The organism is Streptomyces albiaxialis (genome assembly GCF_039530985.1).
GTDB lineage: Bacteria > Actinomycetota > Actinomycetes > Streptomycetales > Streptomycetaceae > Streptomyces > Streptomyces albiaxialis.
The window spans coordinates 1,069,472-1,092,951 of sequence record NZ_BAAAPE010000013.1; the positions used below are offsets into that span (position 1 = coordinate 1,069,472).

Sequence of the window (23,480 nt, forward strand, 5' to 3'; positions counted from 1 at the left end):
CGAGGACGACACGCCGTACGCCCTTCCACAGCGCCGGGTCGGTGGCCCTCCGCCCGTCCACCAGGACGCGCACATGGGGCAGTTCGGCGGGGGTCAGGGAGCGGTACTCCTCGTGGTCGGCCTGGAGGACGGCGGCGGTCACCGGCTGCCCGTCGTGCGGGGTCAGCCCGAGCGCCGTCAGCTCCTCCGCGCCGTACATCGGGTCCGCCACGTACGGCCGTGCCCCGCGCGCCCTGAGCGCCTCGACGGTGGGGAAGACGCCGGAGAACGCGGTCTCCTTCACGCCGCCCCGGTAGGCCGCGCCCAGGACGAGCACCTCGGCGTCCCGCAGGTCGCCGTAGTGGTCGGCCAGGACGTCGACGGCGTAGTGCGGCATCTCCGCGTTGGCCTCGCGGGCCGCGCGGACGACGGTGGCCTCCGGGTCGTTCCACAGGTACATCTGCGGATACACGGGGATGCAGTGGCCGCCGACGGCGATGCCGGGGCGGTGGATGTGGCTGTACGGCTGGGTGTTGCAGGCCTCGATGACGGCCTCGGCGTCGATCCCCGCCCGGTCGGCGAACCGGGCGAACTGGTTGGCCAGCGCGATGTTCACGTCCCGGTACGTCGTCTCGGCGAGCTTCGCCATCTCCGCCGCCTCGGCCGAGCCGAGGTCCCACACGCCGTTGGGGCGCGGCAGGTCGTCCCGCTCGTCGAAGTCGAGCACCGATTCGTAGAACCGCTTGCCGGCCGCAGCGGAGGACGGGCCGAGGCCGCCCACGAGCTTCGGGTAGCGACGCAGGTCGGCGAAGACCCGCCCGGTGAGGACGCGTTCGGGGCTGAAGACCAGCGGGAAGTCCCGTTCGGCGGCGAGCCCCGAGCCCTCCTCCAGCATGGGCGCCCAGCGCTCCCTGGTCGTGCCGACGGGCAGGGTCGTCTCGTAGCTGACGAGCGTGCCGGGGCGCAGGCCCGCGGCGACGGCGCGGGTCGCGTCGTCCATCCAGCGGAAGTCGGGCGCGCCCTTCGCGTCGACGAAGAGCGGCACCACCAGGACGACGGCCTCCGCCTCGGCGACGGCCGCCGTGGTGTCGGTGGTGGCGGTCAGCCGCCCGGCGGCGACGGCCTCCTTGAGGCGGACGGCCAGTCCGCTCTCACCGGGGAAGGGCTCCGTCCCGTCCTTCACCAGCCGCACCACGCGGCCGTCCACGTCGGCGCCCGTCACGTGATGTCCCTTGGCCGCGAACTGGACGGCCAGCGGCAGCCCGATCTTCCCGAGCGCCACCACACAGATCCGCATTCTCGTCTCCTTCTCGGAAGAGTTCCGGGTCGTCGGTCAGGCCGTCCGGCAGGCCGTCGGCCGGGCCGTCGGCCAGAAGGCGGGTGTAGAGGCCGTCGAGCTTCCGCCCCTGCGCCTCCCAGGTCCACTGCTCCAGCAGGCCCGGCGCGTCGTAGGCGGCGCGGTAGCGCGCGGGGTCGGCGAGGACGGCGCGGAGGGCGCGAGCGCAGTCCTCCGGGTCCTCGGCGCGGAAGACCTCGCCCTGTCCGGTGGCGCGCACGGTCTCGGCCATGGTGCGCACGTCGCTGACGACCAGGGGCAGCCGGGCCTGGGAGTACTCGAAGAACTTGTTGCTGAGGGCGATCTCGTGGTTCGCCAGGTGGTGCAGCGGGCTGACGGCGACGTCCGCGGGCTCGACGAACGGGACCACCTGCCAGTACGGCACGTAGGGCAGTACGTGGATCCGTTCGTCGATCCCGGTGTGCCCGACGACCGCGCGGGCCGCCGGTGTCAGTCCGGACTGCGGATGCTTGGACACCAGCGCCAGGTGCACGCCGGGCATCCGCCTGAGCGCCTCGATCACGTCGCCGACGCCGCGTGCCGGGGAGATCCCGCCGAGGTAGACGACGAGCGGCGTGGACGCGTCGATCCCGCACAGCTCCCGCAGGTCGGGGACCGGCTCGGCGTCCTCCCCGTGCGCCTCGGCGGGGGGCACGGCGACCGGCGCGTTCAGGGTGACCGTGGGCAGCTCGGGCAGGCCGTGGTTCTTCCGGAGCAGTTCGGCGAGCGGCCGGGAGACCGTGACGACCGCGTCCGCCATGGCCGCGTGCGCGCGCTCGTAGCCGGAGACCCCGGCGAGCCAGCGCGGGTTGGGTGCGTTGAGGCCCGGAACGTACTCGTGCGCGTCCCAGACGAGCTTCACCGAGCGCCCCTCGGCACGGGCCCGGACGACGGCGCGGGCGGCGACGCCGAGCATGTGGTAGTCGTGCGCGTGGATGAGGTCGGGGGCCAGCTTGTCGATCTCCTTGGCGAAGGCCAGGTCGAAGTCGAGCAGGTGCGGCACCAGGCGCTGCCAGGCGCGGCGGCGCAGCGCGACCTTCCAGAACGCGACGGCCATATGGTCGGCGGCCGAGTCGAGGCTGCCCCTGCGGCGCTGCACGGAGGCGAGCTGGCGGGTGCGCAGCGCGACCCACCTGCCCAGGACGCGGGAGGCCGCGCGCGGCACCGCCAGCCCCGCCGTGCGCAGCGGCACCGACAGCGGGGCGTTCTCCTGGCGGGCCCGGAGCGCCAGCGCGTCCCTGCGCACGCGCAGGTCCGCGCGGTAGGCCTTGACCCACTGGGCGCGCTGCGCCGCCTTGCGCGAGTCGCGGTAGGCCAGCGGCCGGCGCAGCACGGGGCTGCGCACGTCGTGGGCGCGTACGGACAGCGGGGAGGGCTTGGGCAGCAGCCGCACCTCGGCTCCCTCGTGCCACCAGGTCCGGCGGCGCATGTCCGGCGAGGAGCCGAGCAGGCAGACCTCCCAGCCCGCCGCCGCGGCGGAGGCGGCGGACTTCTGGACCCGGGAATCGCCGTCGACTCCGTTGTTCACCAGCATGACGACGCGTCCCCGGCGGGGCTCCGGCGATTCCGGCGTCTCGGATCCCATGGCGTGCCTCCTCCACTTCCCGCTACACACCGCGGGTCCAGCCGAACGGGCGAATGGCGGCGGGAAACCGGGCGATCTTCCGTTTTTCCGCCGACCGCACTCATCGGATTCTCACCGGACGAATTCCACGGGCCCAGCCGTACTGGTTCCCCTGAGCGGCGCATTCGCTCAACCGAGGGGTACGGGGCTCCATATGGCCCATACAGGGGGTGCGGACGCCGGACGCCGCTCACACGGTGGTCAATGTCGCGACAGAGAGGAACCGGCTTCCATGAAGGTCGTCAGCATCGTCGGCGCCCGCCCGCAATTCGTGAAACTGGCCCCCATCGCCGCCGCCATGCGCGAGGCGGGTCACCGGCACCACATCGTGCACACCGGCCAGCATTACGACGCCGCGCTCTCCGACGTCTTCTTCTCCGGTCTCTCCATTCCCGATCCGGACACCCATCTGGGCGTCGGGTCGGGAAGTCACGGGGCGCAGACGGGTGGCGTCCTGGCGGCTCTCGACCCCGTACTCGAAAGGGAACGGCCCGATTGGGTGCTGGTTTACGGGGACACGAATTCCACGCTCGCCGGGGCCCTTTCCGCCGTGAAACAGCATCTGCCCGTCGCCCATCTGGAGGCGGGCCTCCGTTCGTTCAACCGGCGCATGCCCGAGGAGCACAACAGGGTGCTCACGGACCACGCGGCCGATCTGCTGCTGGCGCCGACGGCGGAGGCACTGCGCCATCTGGCACACGAGGGGCTGGAGGACCGCGCCGTGCTGGCCGGGGACGTGATGGTGGACATCTGCCTGTCCATCGGCGAGCGCGTACGGGCGGAGGGCCGTCCGCCCGCCGGGCTGCCGGACGGCATCGACCCCGGGGCGCCCTATCTGCTGGCGACCCTGCACCGCGCGGAGAACACCGACGACCCCGCCCGGCTGACCGCGCTCGCCGACGCGCTCGCCGACCTGCCGCTGCCCGTCGCGCTGCTGGCACACCCTCGGCTGCTGGCCCGCGCGGAGGAGCACGGCGTGAAGCTCGCCCGGGGCGCTGTCCGCGTCGGCGAGCCCCTTCCGTACGCCGGGATGGTCGCGGCCGTCCTGGGCGCGCACGGGGTGGTGACGGACTCGGGCGGGCTCCAGAAGGAGGCCTACCTCCTCGGCCGTCCCTGCACGACGCTGCGCCCCGAGACCGAGTGGCCCGAGACCCTCACGGGCGGCTGGAACGCGCTCGTGCCGCGCCCCTGGGAGCACGGCGCCGCCGCCTGGGCGGACCTCGCCGCGCGCCCGGCGCCCCGTGCCGCGCGGGGCACGCCCTACGGCGACGGACAGGCCGCCGCGCGAACCGTACGGCTGCTGGAGGAACACCAGGTGACGGAGGTACCCCGATGACGCAGCGAGCACCCGCCGTACGGCGGCCGGAGCCGCGCCCCGGGAGGCCGCATCTGCTCTATCTCGCCATCGGCTTCCCGCCCGCCGCGAAGAGCTGCGCCTACCGGATGCTGGAGACCGCGAACCAGTTCCGCGCGCGCGGCTGGGACGTCACCGTGGTCACCATCCGCCCGGAGGCGTGGGAGCGCGACTCGGGGCTCGACCACTCGCTGTCGGAGCGCGTGGACCCGGGCGTACGCCTGATCGAACTCCCCCTGGAGCGCGAGGACCTGGCGACCGACATCCGCACCTACTCCGAGGCGCGTGCCCTCGACCCCACGGGCTGGGTGCGACGGTGGCACAAGAGACAGCGGGCGCACTTCCCCGAGCCCGCGTTCGGCGGCTGGCGCGCGGCGCTGGAGCGCGCCGTGCTGCGCGCCCACCGCGAGCACCCCGTCGACCTGATGCTCGCGACGTGCGTGCCGTACGTCAGCCTGGCGGCGGCTGTACGGCTGCACGAGGAACACGCGGTGCCGTACGCGGTGGACTTCCGCGACGGCTGGTCCCTGGACGTTCTCAAGGGCGTGCCCGCCTTCGAGGCGGACTCCGACGAGGGCCGCTGGGAGGAGCGCGCCCTGCGCCGCGCCCACGCGCTGTGGGTCGTCAACGACCCCATCGCCGACTTCTACCGCGAGCGTCACCCGTCCCTCGCAGACCGCGTAAGGGTCGTGCGCAACGGCTACGACGAGGACAGCGTCCCCCCGGCGCCCCGTACGCCCGCTCCGGGCGACCGGCTGACCTTCGGCTATCTGGGCACGGTCAACTTCTCCGTACGGCTCCTGGAGACCGTGCTGGAGGGCTGGCGGCTGGCGCGGGAGCGCGAACCGCTGCTGCGGGACGCGCGGTTCGAGGTGCGCGGCCATCTCGGCGCGGGCGCGGGCCGCGGCGCGACCGCCCACGCCGATCTGCTGTCCCGCGCGGCGGCCGACGGGGTGTCCGTGGCGGGCCCCGTCGCCAAGGCGGACGTCGGCGCGCTGTACGCCCGCTGGGACGCGCTGGTGCTCATGCTCACCGGGGGCCGCTACGTGACCTCGGGCAAGGTCTACGAGTACATGGCCAGCGGCCTGCCCGTCGTCTCCGCACACGAGCCGGACCACGACGCGGCGGTCGTCCTGGAGGGGCATCCGCTGTGGACGGGCGCGCGGGGCGTGGAAGCGGAGGCACTGGCCGACGCGTTCGCGCAGGCGGCGCGCCTCGCGACGGGCGCGGACGCCGAGGCGCGCGCCGCCGCCCGCGCGCACGCCGCGCGCTTCGCGCGCCTGGCGCAGATCGTCCCGGCCGTGGAAGAGCTGGCGGAGTCGGTGGCCCCGGCGACGGCCCCGTCGGCCGCACCGCGGGCTCAGGACCCGTCCCCGCACGGGAGCGTCCGTACGGGGCCGTCCGGGCCCTCCGGACCGTCCGGGCCGTCGCGGGCCGTCCCTCCGCCGGATCCGGACGGTCCCTCCGACCCGGAGGGCCCCTCCGACCCGGACCTCCTGGAAGGAGCCCCGCGATGATCGAGGTCCTGCTGGTCGCCGGGGACACCCCGCGGGAGGGCGCGCTCGCCTCGTCCGTCGCCGCGCTCCGCGAACGGGGCGCGCGCGTCCGCATCGCCGGGTACGTCGATCCCGTACTGCTGCCGTCCGAGCTGCGGCGTGTCGAGGTCGTCCGGCTGCCCTGGGAGCGCCCCGCGCGGTCCTCGGCCGTGGCCCGTCGGATGTGGCAGCACACGCGCGGGGACGGCGTGCTGCGCCGGCACGCGCGCGAGGCGGACGTCCTGGTCGCCCTGGACCCGAAGTCGGTCTACACGGTCTGGCAGCTCGCCCAGCGCAACGTCCGCGCGGACGCGGTGCACGGCGTCTCCCCCGCCCTCGCCGCCGTCGAGTCCCGCGCGGCCGGACGGACGCGCGGCGCGGCGGCGTACCCCTCGCTGGTGCCCGCGCTCCACGCCGCAGCGCTCTCCCGCCGGGTGGGCCGGGGCATGCTCAAGGGATGCGCGAGAGCGGTGCGCTTCCCGTTCACGCGCAGGGTGCTCCGTACCGGCGCGGGGGCGCGCACGTGGCGGTACGCGCTGGCGGTGCCCGGCATCCCGGACGGGCTGCGCGCCCGCGCCGCGCGGGGCATCGCGCGGCGGCTGCGCCAGGCGGGTCGCCCCATGGGCGCGGCCCTGGCCCTGAACGACGTGGCACGGCGCGTACGGACGCCCCGGCTGCGCGGCGAGCTGCTCGTCGACGCGGCGGCCGAGGAGCTGCGCGCGGGCCGGGACACCGCGCGCGTCGCGGACGGCGTGACCTCCGCCCTCGCCGCCGCCGACCGACACCACGCCAGGGGCGCCCACAAGCAGACGGCCACCTGGCTGCTGCGGGCCCTCAACCTGCTCTTCCACCGGCAGCGCCACCTGGACGCGCTCGCCTCGCCGCTGGCGAGCAACCCGGAGGGCTATCTCAACCCCTGGTACGCCGGCCGCGCGGCACGGGCCGTGCTCGCCCCGCGCGGACGTGCCGCACCGGCCGCCGCACCACTCCGGGGGCGCCCCCTGCGGCTCCTGACGGTCACCTCGGGCAACGCGAACTTCATGCCGCTCCTCCAGGACGAACTGGCCGCGGACAGCCGCGTCGAGACCCGCGCGCTGGACCTCGCCCAGCACCCGCAGCTCCGGCATCTGACGGTCGCCCCGCACCGCCGACTGGAGACGGCCCTGCGCGGCGGGGACACGGAGTACGGGCGGCTGACGGAGCGTCTGCTGCGGCCGTATCTCGACTGGGCGGACACGGCGTTCATCGAATGGTGCGCCCCGCAGGCCGCCCTGCTGACCTCCCTCGACCCGGGCACCACCCGGATGGTGATCCGGCTGCACAGCTACGAGCTGTTCACGCTGTGGCCGCAGTTGACGGACTTCTCCCGGGTGGACGACGTGGTCTTCATCGCGGACCACGTACGGGACCTCGCGCGGGACGTCCTTCCGGCGCTGCGCGGCGAGCACGCGCCCCGGCTGCACATGCTGCACAACGCGCTCGACCTGGGCCGCTTCGCGCGCCCCAAGGACGACACGGCCCGCTTCACCCTGGGGCTCGTCGGCGCCACCCAAGTGGTGAAGGACCCACGCTGGGCGCTGGACGTCGTCCGGCTGCTGCGCCGTCACGACCCGCGCTACCGGCTGCTCATCGCCAGCGGCCCGCTCAACCCGCGCGTCGGCGCGGGCGCGCGGGCCTACAACGAGCTGCTGGAGCGGGACTTCGCCGAACTGGAGCCCTCGGGGGCCGTGCGCCGCCTGGGCGCGCGGGACGACATGCCCGCCGAGTTCGCACGGATGGGCGTCGTCCTCAGCTCGTCCGTCCGCGAGGGGAGTCACTGCGCGGTCATGGAGGGCGCGGCCAGCGGCGCCGTCCCCGTGGTGCGCGACTGGCCGTTCTTCGCGGAACGCCCGACCGGCGCGCGCACCTTCTGGCCCGGGGAGTGGGTGGTCGCCGGCCCGGAGGAGGCGGCCGAACGGATCCTGGCCGTGACCGGTACGGAGGAGACCTGGCGCGCGGCGGGCGCGGCGGCGGCACGGCACGCCCTGGAGACCTGGGACTGGCCGGTCGTCCGCCCCTCCTACGAGGAGCTGCTGTTCGGCGCGTAGCCGGACGGCCGGGAACGGAAGGAGCGGGGAGGGGCCGGACGGCGGCCCCTCCCCGCTCCCTCGCGGTACGGCGGACTACGGCGGACACGGCGGACGGCCAGGCCGTCGGCACGCGGACGGTCAGGTCGTCGGCACCGCGAGGCCTCCTTCCGCGAGGCCGTCACCGAGGCCGTCCCCGGTCCCGCGGGCCGTCCCGCGGGCCGCCCGCGCCGACTCCAGGACGGCCGCCGACACCTCCACCGTGCGCAGCCCCTCCCGCGCGGTCACGATCTCGCTGTGCTTGCCCTCGACGGCGTCCCGGAACCGCTCGTGCTCGACGACCAGGGGCTCGCGCTTGGGGAACGCGTACCGGATCATGTCGCCCTCCGCGACGCCCCGGAAGGCGCGCAGGGCCTCCCACTCGGTGGCGAAGGCCCCGTTCGCGTGGAAGGTGAGGTCCGCCGTGAGGGTGTCGGCGACGAAACAGCCCCGCTCCCCCGTGACGGCCGTGAACCGCTCCTTGAGAGGGCTCAGCCAGTTGACGAGATGGCTGACCATCGTGCCGTCCGTCAGGGAGCCCACGACGGCCACCATGTCCTCGTGCTCCCGGCCGCTCTTGGAGACCGTACGGGCCGACAGGGTGGCGTACTCGTGACCGGTGATCCAGCTCGTCAGGTCGATGTCGTGGGTCGCCAGGTCCTTCACCACGCCGACGTCGGCGATCCGGTGCGGGAACGGCCCCTGGCGGCGGGTCACCACCTGGAAGACCTCGCCCAGTTCACCCGTCTCCAGACGGCTGCGCAACTGCTGGAGCGCCGGGTTGAACCGTTCGATGTGGCCGACCCCGGCGACCAGTCCGCGCGCCTCGAACGCGTCGACAAGCCGCCGCGCCGCCTCCGCTGAGTGCGCCAGAGGCTTCTCGATGAGCGCGCACACGCCGTTCGCGGCGAGCTGGAGCCCGGCCTCCTCGTGCAGGGCCGTCGGGCACGCGATCACCGCGTAGTCGACGCCCAGTGCGATCAGGGACGCCACATCGGGCAGCACGGGCACGCCGTGCAGCGCGTCGTGCGGGTCGCCCGCCGGATCGACGGCGCCGACGAACTCCACCCCGTCGAGCCGACGGAGGATACGGGCGTGGTTGCGGCCCATCGCGCCCAGCCCGATCAGCCCGGCGCGCAGCACGCGCCCGGGCGGCTTCCTGGGCGTCGAGCAGTCCACCGCCGTCATGACGGCACCACCTCCCCGCGCTCCCGGCCCCCCACGGCCCCCGCGGCCCCTGCCACGCGGAGGGCCTCGCCCGCGGCCGCCACGATGTGGGCCAGGTCGTCGGGGGTGAGCCCCGGGTGGACGGGGAGCGAGAGCACCTCCTCCGACGCCCGGTCGCTCACCGGCAGATGGACGCCCAGGTCCTCGTACGGGCGCAGCCGGTGGATGGGCGTCGGGTAGTAGACCGCGCTGCCGACCCCGAGCGTCCGCAGCTCCTCCTGCACGGCCTCCCGTACGGCCGCGCCGCCGGGAACGCGGACCGTGTACTGGTGGTAGACGTGCCGGGCCCCGTCCGCGACGGGCGGCACGGTGAGCCCCCTGAGGCCGGAGTCGAGGACGCTCGCGTTGCGCCGGCGCTGCTCGGTCCAGCCCTCCAGCCGTGCGAGCTGGACGCGCCCGATGGCCGCCGCCACGTCGGTCATGCGCATATTGGCGCCGACGATCTCGTTCGCGTACCGCTGCTCCATGCCCTGGTTGCGCAGCAGCCGGAGGGTCCGCGCGTGTCCCTCGTCGGGGACGGTCACGATGCCGCCCTCCAGGGCGTGCATGTTCTTCGTCGGGTAGAAGCTGAAGCAGGCCGCCTCGCCGAACGTGCCGACCGGCCTGCCGTGCAGCGCGGCACCGTGCGCCTGGCAGGCGTCCTCGACGACCGCGAGCCCGTGCCGCTGCGCGAGCCGCGTGAGCCCGCCCATGGGCGCCGGGTGCCCGTACAGATGGACCGGCATCAGCGCTGCCGTACGCGGACCGATCGCGTCGGCCACCGCGTCGGGGTCCAGGCAGAAGGTGTCCGCGTCGATCTCGGCGAAGACGGGTTCGGCGCCCGCGAGGCGTACGGCGTTGGCCGTCGCCGCGAACGAGAAGGACGGCACCACGACCTCGTCGCCCCGGCCGATGCCGAGGGCGAGGAGCGCCAGGTGGAGGGCGGAGGTGCCGGAGTTCACGGCGACGCACGTGCGCCCCTCGACGAGGGCGCCGAACTCCTCCTCGAACGCGGCGACCTCCGGCCCCTGCACCACCTGGCCGCTGCGCAGTACGCGGACGGCGGCGTCGATCTCCTCGTCGCCGATCACCGGCTTCGCAGCGGGAATCATGTCTCTTCGCAACCCTTGCATGCCTTGCATGGCGGATTCCTCCGGTCGCCCCCTCGCCCCCTCGGCAGATTCACCGTCATGTGGACCCGTATCCGACGGCCGATTCGCAGGATGAGCTGAGGATTCGCCCATACGGAGAGACATGTGCGGCCAGGTGGGTGGCCCCCCGCGCGACAGGTGGGCAGCTCCCTCGCGCGAAGGGGCCCGGCATCCCCGCGCGAGGGGAACGAGGCGGTGCCGGTCCTCCCGGGGCGCTAAGGGCGCGGGACCAGTACGTCCAGGCCCTCGTCGAAGAGGTCGCCCGTTTCGGGGCACTCCCATACGCCCGGTTCACGTTCCGTCAGCCGGACGCCCGCACGGCCCACCCAGCCGATACGGCGCGCGGGGACCCCGGCGACGAGGGCGAAGTCCGGGACGTCGGCGGTCACCACCGCGCCCGCGGCCACCATCGCCCAGCACCCCACGCGTACGGGCGCGACGCACACCGAGCGGGCGCCCAGAGAGGCGCCGTCGGCGACGGTGACGCCGACGGCCTCCCAGTCGCCCGCGCGCTTGAGCGCGCCGTCGGCGCCCACCGAGCGCGGGTTGCGGTCGTTGGTGAGCACCACGGCGGGGCCGACGAAGACGCCCTCGCCGAGCCGCGCGGGCTCGTAGACCAGGGCGTGGTTCTGGAGCTTGGTGCGGCTGCCCATGCGTACGCCGGGGCCCACGTAGGCGCCACGTCCGATCACGCAGTCCTCGCCCAGGACGGCGTGCTCGCGGATCTGGGCCAGCTCCCACACGGTCGTACCGGCACCCACCCGGGCGTCCTCGGCCACCTGCGCCCCGGGCATCACACGAAAGCCGGGCCGGGTCCCTGGGGTGCCGTCGGATCCTTCGGTGCCGTCCGTGCCGTCGGTCCCTTCGTTCTCCTCGGTCACTGTCACGCGGCTCTCCCTCTGTTCCTGGGTCGTGCGTTTCTGGGTCGCTCCCCCGTGGCCGAGGATGCGGGCCGTCCCGCCGACCGTCCCCAGGGGCGCGCCGCGCGGTCGCGGGGGCGTGGGCCGCACGGGTGACCGGGACGCGCGCGGCGTGCCGTGCACGCCGGGGCCACGGGGCGGCGGGAATGGTGGTCGGCATGGCCCGTCTCGAACAGTTCTCCGCCTCTTCCTCCGCCCAAGCCACCGGGGGGACACGGGGGTTCAGCCTGCCGGGCACCCTCGCCCAGCGCTGGAACGCCTGCCTCGTCGCCGCCTGCGGCCTCGCCGTCCTGATCGGCGGCTACGCGCACCGCTGGGCCAACGACGACGCGCTGATCTACACCCGCGCGGTCCGCCAGATCCTCGCGGGCAACGGCCCGGTCTACAACATCGGGGAGCGCGCGGAGAGTTCGACGGGGACGCTGTGGCAGTGGCTGCTCGTCGCGGGCAGCGCGGTCCCCGGTGTCGCCGACCCGCTGCGGCTGGCGGTCGCGCTCGGGCTGCTGCTGACCGTCGCCGGGTACGTGCTGGCCCTGGACGGCACCCGCCGGCTGTGGCGGCTGCGGCGCCCCTCCGGGGCACTGATGCTGCCCGCGGGCGTCCTGGTGCTGCTGCCGCTGCGCGCCGTGTGGGACTACGCCACGTCCGGGCTGGAGACCGGCCTGTCGTTCTTCTGGCTGGGCCTGAGCTGGTGGCTGCTCGTCAGGGCGCGTGCCGCCAGGGCGGAGGGCGGCCGGGTCCGTACGGGCGTGACGGTGTTCGTCTTCGGCCTGGGGCCGCTCGTACGGCCGGATCTCACCCTGGTCACCGTCCTGTTCCTGGCCGCCCTGTGGGTCATGGAACGGCCGTCCGGTCGCTCCCTCGCGAAATGGTCGTGCGTCGCGGGGGCACTGCCCTTCGGGTACGAGGTGTTCCGCGCGGGCTACTACGGCGTGCTGGTGCCCCTTCCGGCCATCGCGAAGGAGGCGTCGGGCACGCAGTGGCAGTACGGCTTCGACTATCTGCGCAACACCCTCGTGCCGTACTACCTGTGGGTGCCCCTCCTGCTGCTCGCCGCCTTCGCCGCGGCCGGAGCGGTGCGGGCCCGGCGCCGGGGCCGCGTGCCGGGCTTGAGGGACCGTACGCGGCAGGCCGACGCGGCACTGGTGGCGGCGCCGGTGCTGGCCGGGCTGCTGTCGGCGTTCTTCGTGGTGAAGGTCGGCGGGGACTTCATGCACGGCCGGATGGTGCTGCCCGCGCTCTTCCTGGTGCTCCTTCCCGTGGCCCTGCTGCCGTACGGGCGGGAGACCCGGGTCCTGTCGGCGGCGCTCGCCGTGTGGGCCGTGGCCTGCGCGACGCTGTGCCGCCCCCCGATCGAGTCTCCCGAGCCCCGGATCGTCTTCGACTCGCACACCGTCTACCAGCGCGGCCTGGACCACCCGCACCCGACCAGCCAGGCCGTCCACGTGGCGCACGACCTGCCCGTCGTGGACGCCGTACGGGCGGCCCGGAACGCCCAGGAGCGGCACGGCACCCGCAGCCTGGTGCTGGAGACGGTGGACGACGCCCAGTACCCGGTGCTCCCCCTCGCCCCGCATGTGAAGGCTGACCTCGCCGCCACCGAGTCGCGGCTGGGCAACGTGGGCGCCCTTCTGCCTCTCGACGCGCTCGCCGTCGACACCCTGGGCCTCGCGAACCCGCTGGGCGCCCACACGCTTCCCACACGGCACTCCAAGGCGGGCCACGAGAAGCCCCTCGACCGCGCGTGGGCCGTCGCCGACCTGACGCCGCCGGGAACGCCGCTGCCCGCGTACGTGGACCCGCTGCGCGTCCGCGCGGCCCGTCACGCCCTCACCTGCGGGCGCCTCGCCGAGCTCCAGGCGTCGGTGCGCGCGCCGATGACGCCCGGCCGTTTCCTCCAGAACCTCGGCGGCGCCTGGTCCCGCACCCAGTTCCGTATCCCGGCCGACCCGGTCGCCGCGGAGCGTCAGGAGTGCGGCGGAACCGGCGGCGGCAGCGGCAACGGTGCCGGGACCGGCGGGAGCGTCAGAAGCGGCGGGGGCGGGCGCTGAGAGTCGCCCGCCCCCGCCGCGCTCCCGGGACTACTTCCGGCCGTTCCCGCGCGCCTTCACCAGGGCCCGCGTCACGACGGGCGGCAGCAGATCGGCCGCGACCTTCTTGGCCGCCTTCCGGCCGCCGCCACCGCCTCCGTTGCGCGCGGGCTCGCCGTGCGCAACCTTCCCGTGGCGGGACGGGGGCAGCGGCGGCGCGTCGGCCTTGCGCGCGCCCACGAGCAGCAGGCGGTGCCCGGCGACCTCCTGCCACTGGAGCCAGCACTTGCCGCGCTCCCGCAGCGCGGCGTGCAGTTCGTCCTGCCACGGCCCGGGGTCGCCCCAGGTGCCGTAGAACTTGTGGCCCGACACGCAGATGGGCCGCAGCCCGCTCTCCAGGACGGCCTGCCAGGTCGCGCAGGCGACGCCCGGGGTGTGCTCGGAACGGTAGTCGTCCAGGACGACGACGCCCTCCGGGGTGAGCGCCTGGCAGGCGGCCTGGATGTCGCCCCGTACGTGCGCGTACAGGTGTGAGGCGTCGACGTGCACGTAGCGGCAGCTCCCGGGGGCGATCTCGTCCGGGACGACGGAGGTGGGGGCCTGGACGACGCGGGGCAGTTCGTCGTGGAAGGAGAGGAAGTTCGCCTCGAAGGCCCGCCGGGTGAGGGTGGAGTAGGACCCGCGCATCTCCCGTCCGTTGGCCTCGTCCGGCGCGGCGTCGGAGTCGAAGAGGTCGCAGACGGTGAACGTCTCCTCCGGACGGAGGTAGGACTGCATCATCACCGCGCTCTTGCCCATGTAGGCGCCCATTTCCAGAAGGTCGCCCCGTTCGCCGATCCGCCGCTGACGGTCCAGGAACCAGTCGAAGAGGATGAGATCCGTACGGTAGAACCAGCCGGGCACGTCGTCGAACGAGCGTGGGGCCGGGAGTTCCTCATGGGTCAGGGGGGCGCGCTTGCCGTCTGCGACTGGTGCGGTGCTCATACGGAGCGGGTCTCCTCTGGTGACGGGGAGCGTTCGAGGGGCCTGGTGCCTCTGTATAGGGGTCGTGGGGCCGGTGACGCACGCGCGGGACGGGGCGATCCGGAGAGCTTCCGCCGCCTGCCGTCCGGTGTGCACCGGGAGTTCAGCTCGCGTTACGGGCGTGCTCGCGCGGGCTAGGGGGTGTCTGACCAATGAGCGCACGCACCAGACACCGCGGGCATTGGTCAGACACCCCTAGGGCCGCACGGGAGAGGCCGTACCGCCATGCGTCGCCGGACCCCCGGTCCGGCCGGACCCGACGGACCGTCCGGACAGGGCGGTCCGTCCGCGCAGCCGCTTCCCGGCCCTGGGGCGGGCCTCCCCGCGCTTCGGCCGCCGGGCGGCCGGACCGCCGCCACCGGCGTCCTCGTCGGCCCTGCCGTCCGGGCTGAGCCAGCCGGGGAAGTGGGGCTCGACCAGCGGCCACAGGGCGCGCCGTACGGGCGCGGAGCCGAGCAGCACGGCGCAGACCACGGCGAGCACGGTCGTCGCGCCGACCGCGAGGAGCCCGCCCTCGTACACCGGGCCGTACCCGCCCAGCCCCTGCACGGCCTTGACGAGCAGTCCGTGCAGCAGGAACGGGTACACCGTGACGGCCCCGAGCGCCGTGAAGCCCGTACGGCGCGAGGGCACCAGGGCGAGGAAGGCGGCGACGAGCACGGCGGAGACCGCGAACAGCCCGAGCCGCACGCCCACGTAGACATACGGTTCGACGCCGAGCTGGGCGCTGCCGTGCTCCATCAGCACCCAGCGCGGGTCCACCCGGGGCGCGGCCCAGTACGCGCCGACGGCGGCGAGCGCCATCAGGGGCAGTGCCCAGCGGCGCGCCGCCCTGTTGCGCAGGGGCCGCAGGTGCTCGGAGCGCAGCCGCAGCCCCAGCACGAACCAGGGCAGGAACATCAGCACGCGGGACAGGGCGAGTTCGCCGCCCAGGTCGGTGAGCCCGGCGCCGACCGACAGGACGGCGGCCACCGCGACCGGCCAGCGCACCGCCCGCCACAGGGGCGAGGTGAGCCGCCACAGGAACAGGGCCGCCAGGAACCAGCACACGGACTGCGGCTCCGTGGGCGTGACGGCGAACGGCTGGTCAAGGAAGAGCGCGTAGACCCCGGCGTAGGCGGCCTCGAAGGCGAGGTACGGCAGCAGCACTCCGGCGAGCAGCTTGCGCACCTGGTCGGGCCGCCCGGTGAAGCCCCGCGAGAAGTAGCCGCACAGCAGCACGAAGGCGGGCATGTGGAACGCGTACACGAGCAGGTGGGCCGTACGGACACCCCGCATGCCCTCGACGAACGGGGCCCAGTTGTGCCCCATCACGACGAGGACGACGAGAAGGAACTTGGCGTTGTCGAGGAAAGGGTCCCGCCCTCCGGGGGCGGAGGCCCCGGACAGCCGCCGGAAGCGGGCACGGGGCCGCGCACCGCCCGGCCCGCCCGGTCCGCCCGGTCCTCCTTGCCCGCCCGGTTCTCTCGTGCGGACATACGCTCCCCCGGGTGCGGTGCCGGGCGGTGGCACCGTCACGGAAGGGGTGGAGCCTTCAGGGGCGGGGGAATCGGGGGCAGGGGGCGCCTCGGGGGCGCTCGGGTGCTCTCTGTGCATCACGCCGTCCTCGGTTCACTCGTTCCGGGCTGGTCGCTCTTTCCGGATGAGCGCCGCCGGCTCTCCCGTTCCGTCCGTCCCGTCAGGCCCGGCAGCGGCGGCTCCACCAGGGGCCGCGCGAGCCGCCGTACGGGCGCGCTCGACAGCAGCACCGCCAGGACGACGCCGATCGCGGTCAGCAGCGCGGCTCCGGGCAGGCCCCACGGCAGCAGCGGCGCGTGCCATCCCCAGGCGGAGGCGGCCGATGTCAGCAGGCCGTGCAGCAGGTACGGGTACAGGGTCACGGCGCCCAGTCCCGTGAACCAGGTGCGACGCCGGGGCACCAGCGCCAGGAAGGCCGCGGTCATGGCGGCGGCGATCGCGAAGAGCGCGACCCTGGCCAGCAGATACCGCACCGGTCCCGCCCCCAGTCCCTCGTACCCCTGGCTCATCCACGTCCAGTGGACGTTCGTGCCGGGCGCGAAGACGTAGGCGCCCACGGCGGCCCCCAGCAGCACGAACGGCGCCCAGCCGCGCACCCGGGGCTCCCGGAGCCGCGCGAGGTGCTCGGGGCGCAGCCGCAGGCCCAGCACGAACCAGGGCAGGAACATCAGCACGCGGGGCAGCGCCAGGTCGTACCCGAGCGTCGTGGTCCCCGCGGCGAGGGAGATCAGCACGGCGAGGGGCACCGGGTACGGCACGGCCCGCCACACGGGCGCGGTCAGGCGCCAGACGAACAGCGCGGCGAGGAACCAGCACAGGAACGTCGGCTCGGTCGGGGTCAGCGCGAAGGGGCGGTCCCGGGCGGCGGAGTCCAGCGCGGTGTAGAGCGTCTCGAAGACGAGATACGGCGCCAGGACCCCGGCGAGCAGCCTGCGCACCTGGTCGGGCCGTCCCGTGAAACCCCGCGACAGGTAGCCGCACAGCAGCACGAAGGCGGGCATGTGGAAGGCGGTGATCCACAGGTACGCGCCCTTGGCCGGGCGGACCGCCTCGACCAGGGCCAGGGGCCAGACGTGGCCCACCACGACGAGGACGATCAGCAGGAACTTGGCGTTGTCGAGGAAGGCATCGCGTTCCGGGGGCTCGGGCACGGTGCCCGGCCCTGCGCGGTCCGCGATCTCGGTGGCCATTGATCAGACAGTAAGCGCGGTACGACCGCGCTCCCGGCGCGAAATGCCGCCGCGCGGCCGAACGGGGTACAGAACGGCGGATCGCCCCACGACCGCTCCGCACACCCCCATATCGCGCCTCTCACACCCCACAGGAATAATGGCGCAACACGGACATCGCGCTGCCCTGTGCGGGTCCGCGCACCACCTGAGGACGAGAGATGCGGAGCCCCGATGAAGATCGTGTTCCTGCTGGACAACGCCTACGGAATCGGCGGGACGATCAGGTCGACGGTGAACCTCTCCCGGGCCCTCGCCGAGCGCCACGAGGTCGAGGTCGTCAGCCTCCGCAGGGGCGCGGAGCACCCTGCCCTGCCGTTCGATCCACGGATCAGGCTGACGCCCCTGATCGACCTGAGGCGCTCCTCCCCGGGATACGACGGTGACGACCCGCTCCATCACCGGTTGAGCGAACGCTTCACCGAAGGGACCGACCATTTCGCGCGGGGCATATCGACCCGGCTCTGCGATGTCCGCATGGAGGAGTTCCTGCGGGACACCGACGCGGATGTCGTGATCGGCACCCGCCCCAAGATCAACGACTATCTCGCGGCCTACGGCAGCGACCGGTACATACGCATCGGCCAGGAACACCTCACCCAGGCCATGCACCGCGCGCACATACGGACGCACCAGAACGCGGCGATACCCTCCCTCGACGCCTTCGTGACCGTCTCCTACGCCGACGCGGTCGACTACCGCAACGCGCTCCCCGAGGCCCTGGAGACCGGCACCCGGATCGTCTGCGTCCCCAATGCCGTCCCGCCCGCCCAGGTCGAGCCCTCCGACGGCGAGGCCAAGCTGATCGTCGCGGCCGGCCGCCTCATCAAGGTCAAGCGCTACGACCGCCTGATACGGGCCTTCGCACTCGTCTCCGAGCAGCACTCCGACTGGAAGCTCCGCCTCTACGGCAGGGGCAGGCAGCACGACGCGCTCCGCGCGCTCATCAACAAGCTCGGCCTCTACGACCGCGTCTCCCTCATGGGCCCCCGCTCGCCCCTGGACGCCGAATGGGCCAAGGGCGCCATCGCCGCCGTCTCCTCCGACGCCGAATCGTTCGGCATGACCCTGGTCGAGGCCATGCACTGCGGCGTCCCGGTCGTCAGCACCGACGCCCCCTACGGGCCCGGCGAGATCATCGCCAATGGCCGCGACGGACTGCTCTCGCCGCTCGGCGACGACGAGGAGATCTCCGTACGCGCGTTCGCCGACGCGCTCCTCCAGCTCATCGAGGACCCCGCGCTGCGCCACCGGATGGCGGACGCCGCGCTCGACAAGGCCGCGCGGTACGCGCCGGACCGGATCGCCGCCGAGTACGAGGCCCTGATCGACGGCATCCGCGCCGAACGGCCCGAGCGCGTCACCGTCGAGACCGCGGCCCGCCAGGTGCCCACCGCGCCGTCGACGACCGCCCCGGCCACCCCGGACACCCCGGCCACGCAGACCGCCCCGGCCGCCCCGGCCGCGGCGAGGAGCGGCTCCGAGGCGCCCGTGAGGCCCGCACGGCCCGCCGCCACCGCCGGGCCCCGGACCGTCCGCCGCAGGCCCGCCGCGGCGCGCACACGGCGTCCGCTCACCCCGCGCCGCGTCGCCGCCACCGTGCTGCGGCCCGTCCTGCGGCTGGTGCGCGAGCCCGGCAGCCCCCTGCCGCTCGCCGAGGCCCACGTCCGCGTCGAGGAGGACGGCTCGCTCTCCGTGCGGTTGCCCGCCGACGGGGTGCCGCCGCAGGGCGGCTCCCTGCTGCTGCGCCCCCGCCACTCCCCCGGCGTCTCCCCCGTGCGCGTCCCCCTGCCGCCGCGCGAGCAGGCCGTGGACGGATGGCTGGAGGCCCGCCTCGGCCACGGCACGCACGCGCTGGCCGAGGCCCGATGGGACACGTACGTCGAGCGCGCCAGCGACCGCAGGCGGCGCCGCCTGCGCGCGGGCACCGTCGAGACGGCACGGCTGCTCACCCTCGACCCGCCGCTCCCCCGCGACACGGAGGGACGTCTCAATCCCTGGGTGCCGTACGCGACGACCGACGGATATCTGGCCGTACGGGCGTGGCGCCGCGCGGGCCACGCCGAGGTCACCGCGGTCTCCCTGGACAGCCGCGCCTTCACCGTGCGGGCCGCGCTCCACGGGGACGCCGCGGGAGCGCCCGAGGAGGCGTCCCTGATCGGCGTCTCCCGCACCGACCCGGCACACAACTTCTCGCTCCCCGCGCACACCCCGCCCGGGCCCGACGGCACGCTCACCTTCGCGCTGCCCTACGACTTGCCCGCCGCCCTCGGCTCACGGGACGAGGACCCCGTCTGGGACCTTTGGGTGCAGCCGGGGCCGGACGGGCAGCACGTACGGATGGCGCGCCTGCTGGGCGACCTGGCCGACCGCAAGAAGACCGACGTGTCCCCCGTCGCCCGGCTGGGCGACAGCGAGACCGGCGTACGGCTCCACTTCACGCTCGACAACGGCCTGGCCGTCGGCCTCCAGCCGCTGCCCGGCGAGCCCTCGGAGCACGCCGTCCCCGCCCCGGAGCAAGCCGCCCCGCACCGCCCCACCACCACCGCACCCGACACCACCGGATCCACCCTGGAGGCGGCGTGACAGCCCCGGAAACGGCCCCGGCCCCGGCCCAGGCCCCCGACCCCGCTCCGGACACGCTCAAGGTCAGCGTCGTCATCCCCACGTACAACACGGGCCCCACCGTGCTGACCGGGCTGCGCGCGCTGCGCGGACAGACGCTCCCGCGCGACGAGTTCGAGGTCATCTACGTGGACGACGGCTCCACCGACGACACGGCGGACATCCTGGAGCGCGAGCTGGACGGCGAGCGGAACATGCGGGTCATCCGGATCGAGAACTCCGGCTGGCCGGGCAGGCCCCGCAACATCGGTACCGAGGCCGCCCGCGGCGAGTATGTGCACTACGTGGACGACGACGACTGGCTCGCCCCCGAAGCCCTGGAACGGCTCCACGCGCGGGCGCGCGAGACGGACGCCGACGTCGTCATCGGGCGTATGGCCGGGCACGGCCGCGGCGCGCCCCGCGCGGTCTTCGACAAGCCCCTGGCCCGCGCGAGCCTGCGCGAGAACACCTCGCTGCTCGGCTCGATGACCGTGCACAAGCTGTTCCGGCGCGCGTTCCTGCGCGAGAAGGAGCTGCGGTTCGCCGAGGGCAAGGTGCGCCTGGAGGACCACATCTTCATGCTGCGCGCCTATCTGCTGACCGACCGCGTCTCCACGGTGCACGACTACACCTGCTACCACTGGGTGCGGCACAGCAACGGCCAGCACAACATCAGCTACCAGCGCATCGACCCCGTCCCGTACGTCGACAGCATCCGCAGGGTCCTCGCCGTACTGGACGCCCCGGAGACGCGCGTACCGTCCGGGCGGCTGCGCAACAGGCTGCTGGCCAACTGGTACGGCTACAAGGGCCTGCGGCGCCTCACGGGGCGCGGTCTGCTCATCCAGCCCGCCGAGCACCGGTACGCCTGGTTCGACGCGGTCGGCGCGCTGGCCGCCGACATCCCCGAGGAGGCGGACGCCCATCTGCCCGCCAGGCTGCGCGTCGTCTCGGCGCTCGCCCGCCACGGCGACCGGCAGGCCTGGGAGGACTTCGCGGTGTTCGAGGCGGGCATCGCGCACGAGCACCAGGTGCAGTCGGCCGAATGGCACGACGGACGCCTCACCGTGCGCTGCCGCACGCGCCTGGTGCACCCCGCGTTCGCGGGGGCGCCCGTCGAGCCCGTCTCGTTCGTACGGCACGGGAAGGGCTACCGCTGGGAGCTGCCCGCCAGTGTGACGGCCGTGCCCGGCGTCGCCGAGGCGGCGGACTTCACGGAGGACGTCTCCGGCGGCAAGGCACGCGGCCTGCTCCACCACGCGGAGGGCGGCACAGCCCTCGCCGTCAAGGGCACGCACCGCTTCACGGCGGTGCCGCTGGGCGAGCCCGCGACGGGCGCGGACCGCCACGAAGGCCTCCTGGGCCGCGTGGCCCGGCGGCTGCGCGGAACGGCGGGCCCCGGGGCAGGGTCACGCACCGGCGCTCCGGAGCGCTTCGCGCTGCGCTACGAGACGGAGTTCACCGTCGACCCCGCCACCGCCGACCAGGGCGGCCCGCTCGCGCCGGGCACCTGGCACGTGAAGACGCAGACCAGTAGCTGCGGCTGGATCACCGCCCCGAAGCTCCGAGGCTTGCGCGTCGAGGGACCCCAGGAGCCCGATGAGTACCGGGAGTTCGAGGAGCCCCGGGACGAGACCGAGTCCCGGGACGAGGCCACGGAGCGGCGGACCGGCGACGGGGAGGACCGGACCGACGCCGGCGCCGGTCAGAGCCTGTCGTCGTCGCCGAGCGCCTCAGCGAGCGCCTGAGAGCCGTTCAGCTCGTGCTCGGCCTCCACCTCGGCCTCGGCGTCGACGGGCTCCAGCTCGCGCGCCTGGGCCGCCTGACGGGCGTTGCGTGCCTCGGCCTCGGCGGCGAGGGCGAGGCACGCGGCGTTGAAGCGCGCGAGGGAGGGCGGTTCGGCCGGGCCGAGCAGGTGGACCTTCAGCGCGCGGCGGGCCTCCGCGAGCAGGTCCCGTTCGGGGTGCCGGACGGTCTCCAGCAGCTCCGGCACGCCCTCGGCGGCGGGCGTCAGGATGGCCGCCGCCCGCACGGTGGGATAGGCGGTGCGGTACTCCTCCTCGCTCATCCCTGAGGTGTTGGCGACCGCGTACGGCTTCTCGCTGACCAGATAGTCGGAGACCACCGAGGACACGTCGGAGATCAGCAGGTCCGACTGGTTGAAGCAGGAGTAGATGCCCGGCCCGGGTCCGGTGACCACCTGGTGCTCCCAGTCCGGGAGGGACGCCCAGTACGCCTCCTCCCACGCAGCCGTGGCCTGCGCGACGCGGTCGGCGTGGCCGGGCTCGGGGCGGGACTGGGCGAGCATGCGCTCCACCTCGTCAGCCCCCGGGCGCGCGGTGCTGAGCGTCAGTTCCTCCAGCTCGACGGCGGCCCGTTCCAGCCCGGCCACCGTCTCCGGCCCCGGACGTGGTCCCGTACGGCGCGCGTTGGCCTCGGTCACCAGCTCCCGGATCCTCATGTCGGCCTCGCGCGCGCGGGGATCGACCGAACCCGTCATGGGGTGCGGCTTGTAGAGGAGCCGCACCCCGGGGTCGGCCAGCAGGGCCCGCACGATGTTCTCGCCCGCCAGGATGACGGAGGTGTTGCCCGGATCGGTCGTCCAGCCCTCCCAGGTGGGCGCGTACAGCACGGTCAGCATCTCCGGCGCCGGGCCGGGGCGGGCCGGACGGATGGGCGCGAGCTGGGGGCGGCCCACCTCGACCACGTCCTTGTCCTCGACCCCGATGTCCGCCGCCCGGTACCGCTCCCGCGCCGCCTCACCGGCCACCCACACCTGGTCGTACGCCTTCGCGTACGGGTTGCACGAGGACAGCTTGTCGCTCTCCCCGTGGTTGATGAACGCGTGCTTGAGGGTGGGGATGCGCAGCGCCTGCGAGGTCTTGCCGGAGTTCGCGGGGTGCAGCAGGACGCGCAGGGCCGAGTGCTCCAGGCGCATCAGATGCGCGACCTTGGGGAGGCACAGGACGGGGATGTCCGTGGCGCCGAGCTTGCGCACCATGAACCGTTCGCGCAGCACGATGAGGGGCTGTCCGTCCAGCGCCGCCAGGGTGGAGAGCCACATGTTCGCCTGGTACGCGGACGAGGTGCCGCCCGAGAAGTAGAGCGCCACCGTGGGGCGGTACTCCGCGAGCCAGCCGTCCAGCCAGGCCAGGGCCCGCTCCTCGTCTGCCACCCGCCTGCGGGGCAGCAGCCAGGTGCCCAGCCAGGCCGTGCCCGCGAGCAGGACGGCACAGCAGCAGCTCGCCACCAGCGCCGCCGCCGACTCGTCGCCCGTACCCGCCGAGACGGCCGCACCGGCCGTGACCAGCGCCCCCACGGCCGTCAGCCGCAGAGTGCCCTGCCGGGCGAACAGCGCGGGCGGCGCGGGGGTCAGTCCGAGGCCCGTGGCGTCGATGTTCCGGATGACGAAGGGGAGCCTGCGGCGCGTCCGTACGGCCCCGGCCACCGCCTGGCACAGGAAGTGCAGCGCCCAGCAGCCGAGGACGGCCACCAGCAGCCAGGCGCCCTTCCCGTCGGGCCGCAGCGCGTCCAGGCGCGCCAGGCCGCCCAGGAGGAGCGCGTCGCGCAGCAACTGGCGCACGGGCGCCGTCATCTGGGCCCGCCCCAGCCGCCTCGCGGCACCGCGCTGCCACCGCAGGAGCAGGACGTCGGTGAGCACCCCGAGCACGGCCCCGGCGACGACGAGCGCCGCTCCGGACAGCACGATGCCCAGCAGTTGCAGGACGTATCCCAGGGCCAGCAGCGCGAGCGTGCCGCCGAGGGCGGCCAGCTCACGCAGCGAGCGCGCGCCTGTGCGTGCCAAACGACACCTCCCGGCCTACCGAACTTTCACGGTAGGCCGGGAGGCGAGGTCACGTCGC

Annotated in this window: 15 protein-coding genes; 6 read left to right on the forward strand and 9 right to left on the reverse strand. The window is 74.3% G+C overall.

The window, feature by feature from the left end:
- The coding region (locus tag ABD343_RS28445) for a nucleotide sugar dehydrogenase (RefSeq protein WP_344532280.1) at window positions 1-1,246 on the reverse strand (1,246 nt) is incomplete at its 3' end.
- Window positions 1,131-2,900, reverse strand: a complete 1,770-nt coding sequence (locus ABD343_RS28450; RefSeq protein ID WP_344532185.1) for a glycosyltransferase family 4 protein — start codon at window positions 2,898-2,900, stop codon at window positions 1,131-1,133. The genes ABD343_RS28445 and ABD343_RS28450, both read right to left, overlap by 116 nt.
- A gap of 271 nt (window positions 2,901-3,171) precedes the next feature.
- On the opposite strand from ABD343_RS28450, the gene wecB reads away from it, so the two are divergent.
- From wecB to ABD343_RS28465, 3 genes are read left to right on the forward strand one after another with little or no spacing between them, the layout of a single operon-like run.
- The gene (gene wecB / locus ABD343_RS28455; RefSeq protein ID WP_344532186.1) at window positions 3,172-4,275 is read left to right on the forward strand and encodes a non-hydrolyzing UDP-N-acetylglucosamine 2-epimerase; all 1,104 of its coding nucleotides are present in this window, start codon (window positions 3,172-3,174) and stop codon (window positions 4,273-4,275) included.
- A complete protein-coding gene (locus ABD343_RS28460) occupies window positions 4,272-5,810 on the forward strand; it encodes a glycosyltransferase (RefSeq protein ID WP_344532187.1) in 1,539 nt (512 codons plus the stop codon). Before wecB ends, ABD343_RS28460 begins: the two co-directional genes overlap by 4 nt.
- Window positions 5,807-7,915, forward strand: a complete 2,109-nt coding sequence (locus tag ABD343_RS28465; RefSeq protein ID WP_344532188.1) for a glycosyltransferase — start codon at window positions 5,807-5,809, stop codon at window positions 7,913-7,915. Before ABD343_RS28460 ends, ABD343_RS28465 begins: the two co-directional genes overlap by 4 nt.
- 120 nt (window positions 7,916-8,035) lie before the next feature.
- Here ABD343_RS28465 and ABD343_RS28470 read toward each other — a convergent pair whose 3' ends face one another.
- The 3 genes from ABD343_RS28470 to ABD343_RS28480 all read right to left on the reverse strand — a co-directional run bounded on the left by ABD343_RS28470 (window position 8,036) and on the right by ABD343_RS28480 (window position 11,084).
- Complete coding sequence (locus ABD343_RS28470; RefSeq protein ID WP_344532189.1) at window positions 8,036-9,121, reverse strand: Gfo/Idh/MocA family oxidoreductase; 1,086 nt, start codon at window positions 9,119-9,121, stop codon at window positions 8,036-8,038.
- Window positions 9,118-10,272 carry a DegT/DnrJ/EryC1/StrS family aminotransferase gene (locus ABD343_RS28475; RefSeq protein WP_425578303.1) on the reverse strand — a complete coding sequence of 385 codons (1,155 nt, stop codon included), beginning with the start codon at window positions 10,270-10,272 and terminating at the stop codon, window positions 9,118-9,120. The genes ABD343_RS28470 and ABD343_RS28475 overlap by 4 nt, the downstream gene beginning before the upstream one ends.
- A 233-nt stretch (window positions 10,273-10,505) precedes the next feature.
- Window positions 10,506-11,084, reverse strand: coding sequence for an acyltransferase (locus ABD343_RS28480; RefSeq protein ID WP_344532281.1), 579 nt, complete (start codon window positions 11,082-11,084; stop codon window positions 10,506-10,508).
- A gap of 284 nt (window positions 11,085-11,368) precedes the next feature.
- Between ABD343_RS28480 and ABD343_RS28485 the strand changes: the two genes are divergently transcribed.
- Window positions 11,369-13,261 carry an arabinofuranosyltransferase AftB family protein gene (locus ABD343_RS28485; RefSeq protein ID WP_344532191.1) on the forward strand — a complete coding sequence of 631 codons (1,893 nt, stop codon included), beginning with the start codon at window positions 11,369-11,371 and terminating at the stop codon, window positions 13,259-13,261.
- Between the two features lie 30 nt (window positions 13,262-13,291).
- Here ABD343_RS28485 and ABD343_RS28490 read toward each other — a convergent pair whose 3' ends face one another.
- The 3 genes from ABD343_RS28490 to ABD343_RS28500 form a co-directional block, all read right to left on the reverse strand.
- Window positions 13,292-14,224 carry a class I SAM-dependent methyltransferase gene (locus ABD343_RS28490; RefSeq protein ID WP_344532192.1) on the reverse strand — a complete coding sequence of 311 codons (933 nt, stop codon included), beginning with the start codon at window positions 14,222-14,224 and terminating at the stop codon, window positions 13,292-13,294.
- Window positions 14,225-14,458: 234 nt separating this feature from the next.
- Window positions 14,459-15,574, reverse strand: coding sequence for an acyltransferase family protein (locus tag ABD343_RS28495; RefSeq protein WP_425578285.1), 1,116 nt, complete (start codon window positions 15,572-15,574; stop codon window positions 14,459-14,461).
- A gap of 284 nt (window positions 15,575-15,858) precedes the next feature.
- Complete coding sequence (locus tag ABD343_RS28500; RefSeq protein ID WP_344532194.1) at window positions 15,859-16,971, reverse strand: acyltransferase family protein; 1,113 nt, start codon at window positions 16,969-16,971, stop codon at window positions 15,859-15,861.
- Window positions 16,972-17,184: 213 nt separating this feature from the next.
- Here ABD343_RS28500 and ABD343_RS28505 point away from each other — a divergent pair, with 213 nt between their 5' ends.
- Window positions 17,185-19,596 (forward strand): glycosyltransferase, encoded by a 2,412-nt coding sequence (locus tag ABD343_RS28505; RefSeq protein ID WP_344532195.1) that lies wholly within the window; start codon window positions 17,185-17,187, stop codon window positions 19,594-19,596.
- A complete protein-coding gene (locus ABD343_RS28510) occupies window positions 19,593-21,365 on the forward strand; it encodes a glycosyltransferase family 2 protein (RefSeq protein ID WP_344532196.1) in 1,773 nt (590 codons plus the stop codon). The genes ABD343_RS28505 and ABD343_RS28510 overlap by 4 nt, the downstream gene beginning before the upstream one ends.
- Here the strand turns inward: ABD343_RS28510 and ABD343_RS28515 are convergent.
- Window positions 21,323-23,422, reverse strand: a complete 2,100-nt coding sequence (locus ABD343_RS28515) for a hypothetical protein (RefSeq protein WP_344532197.1) — start codon at window positions 23,420-23,422, stop codon at window positions 21,323-21,325. The genes ABD343_RS28510 and ABD343_RS28515 overlap by 43 nt on opposite strands.
- Window positions 23,423-23,480: the final 58 nt, after the last annotated feature.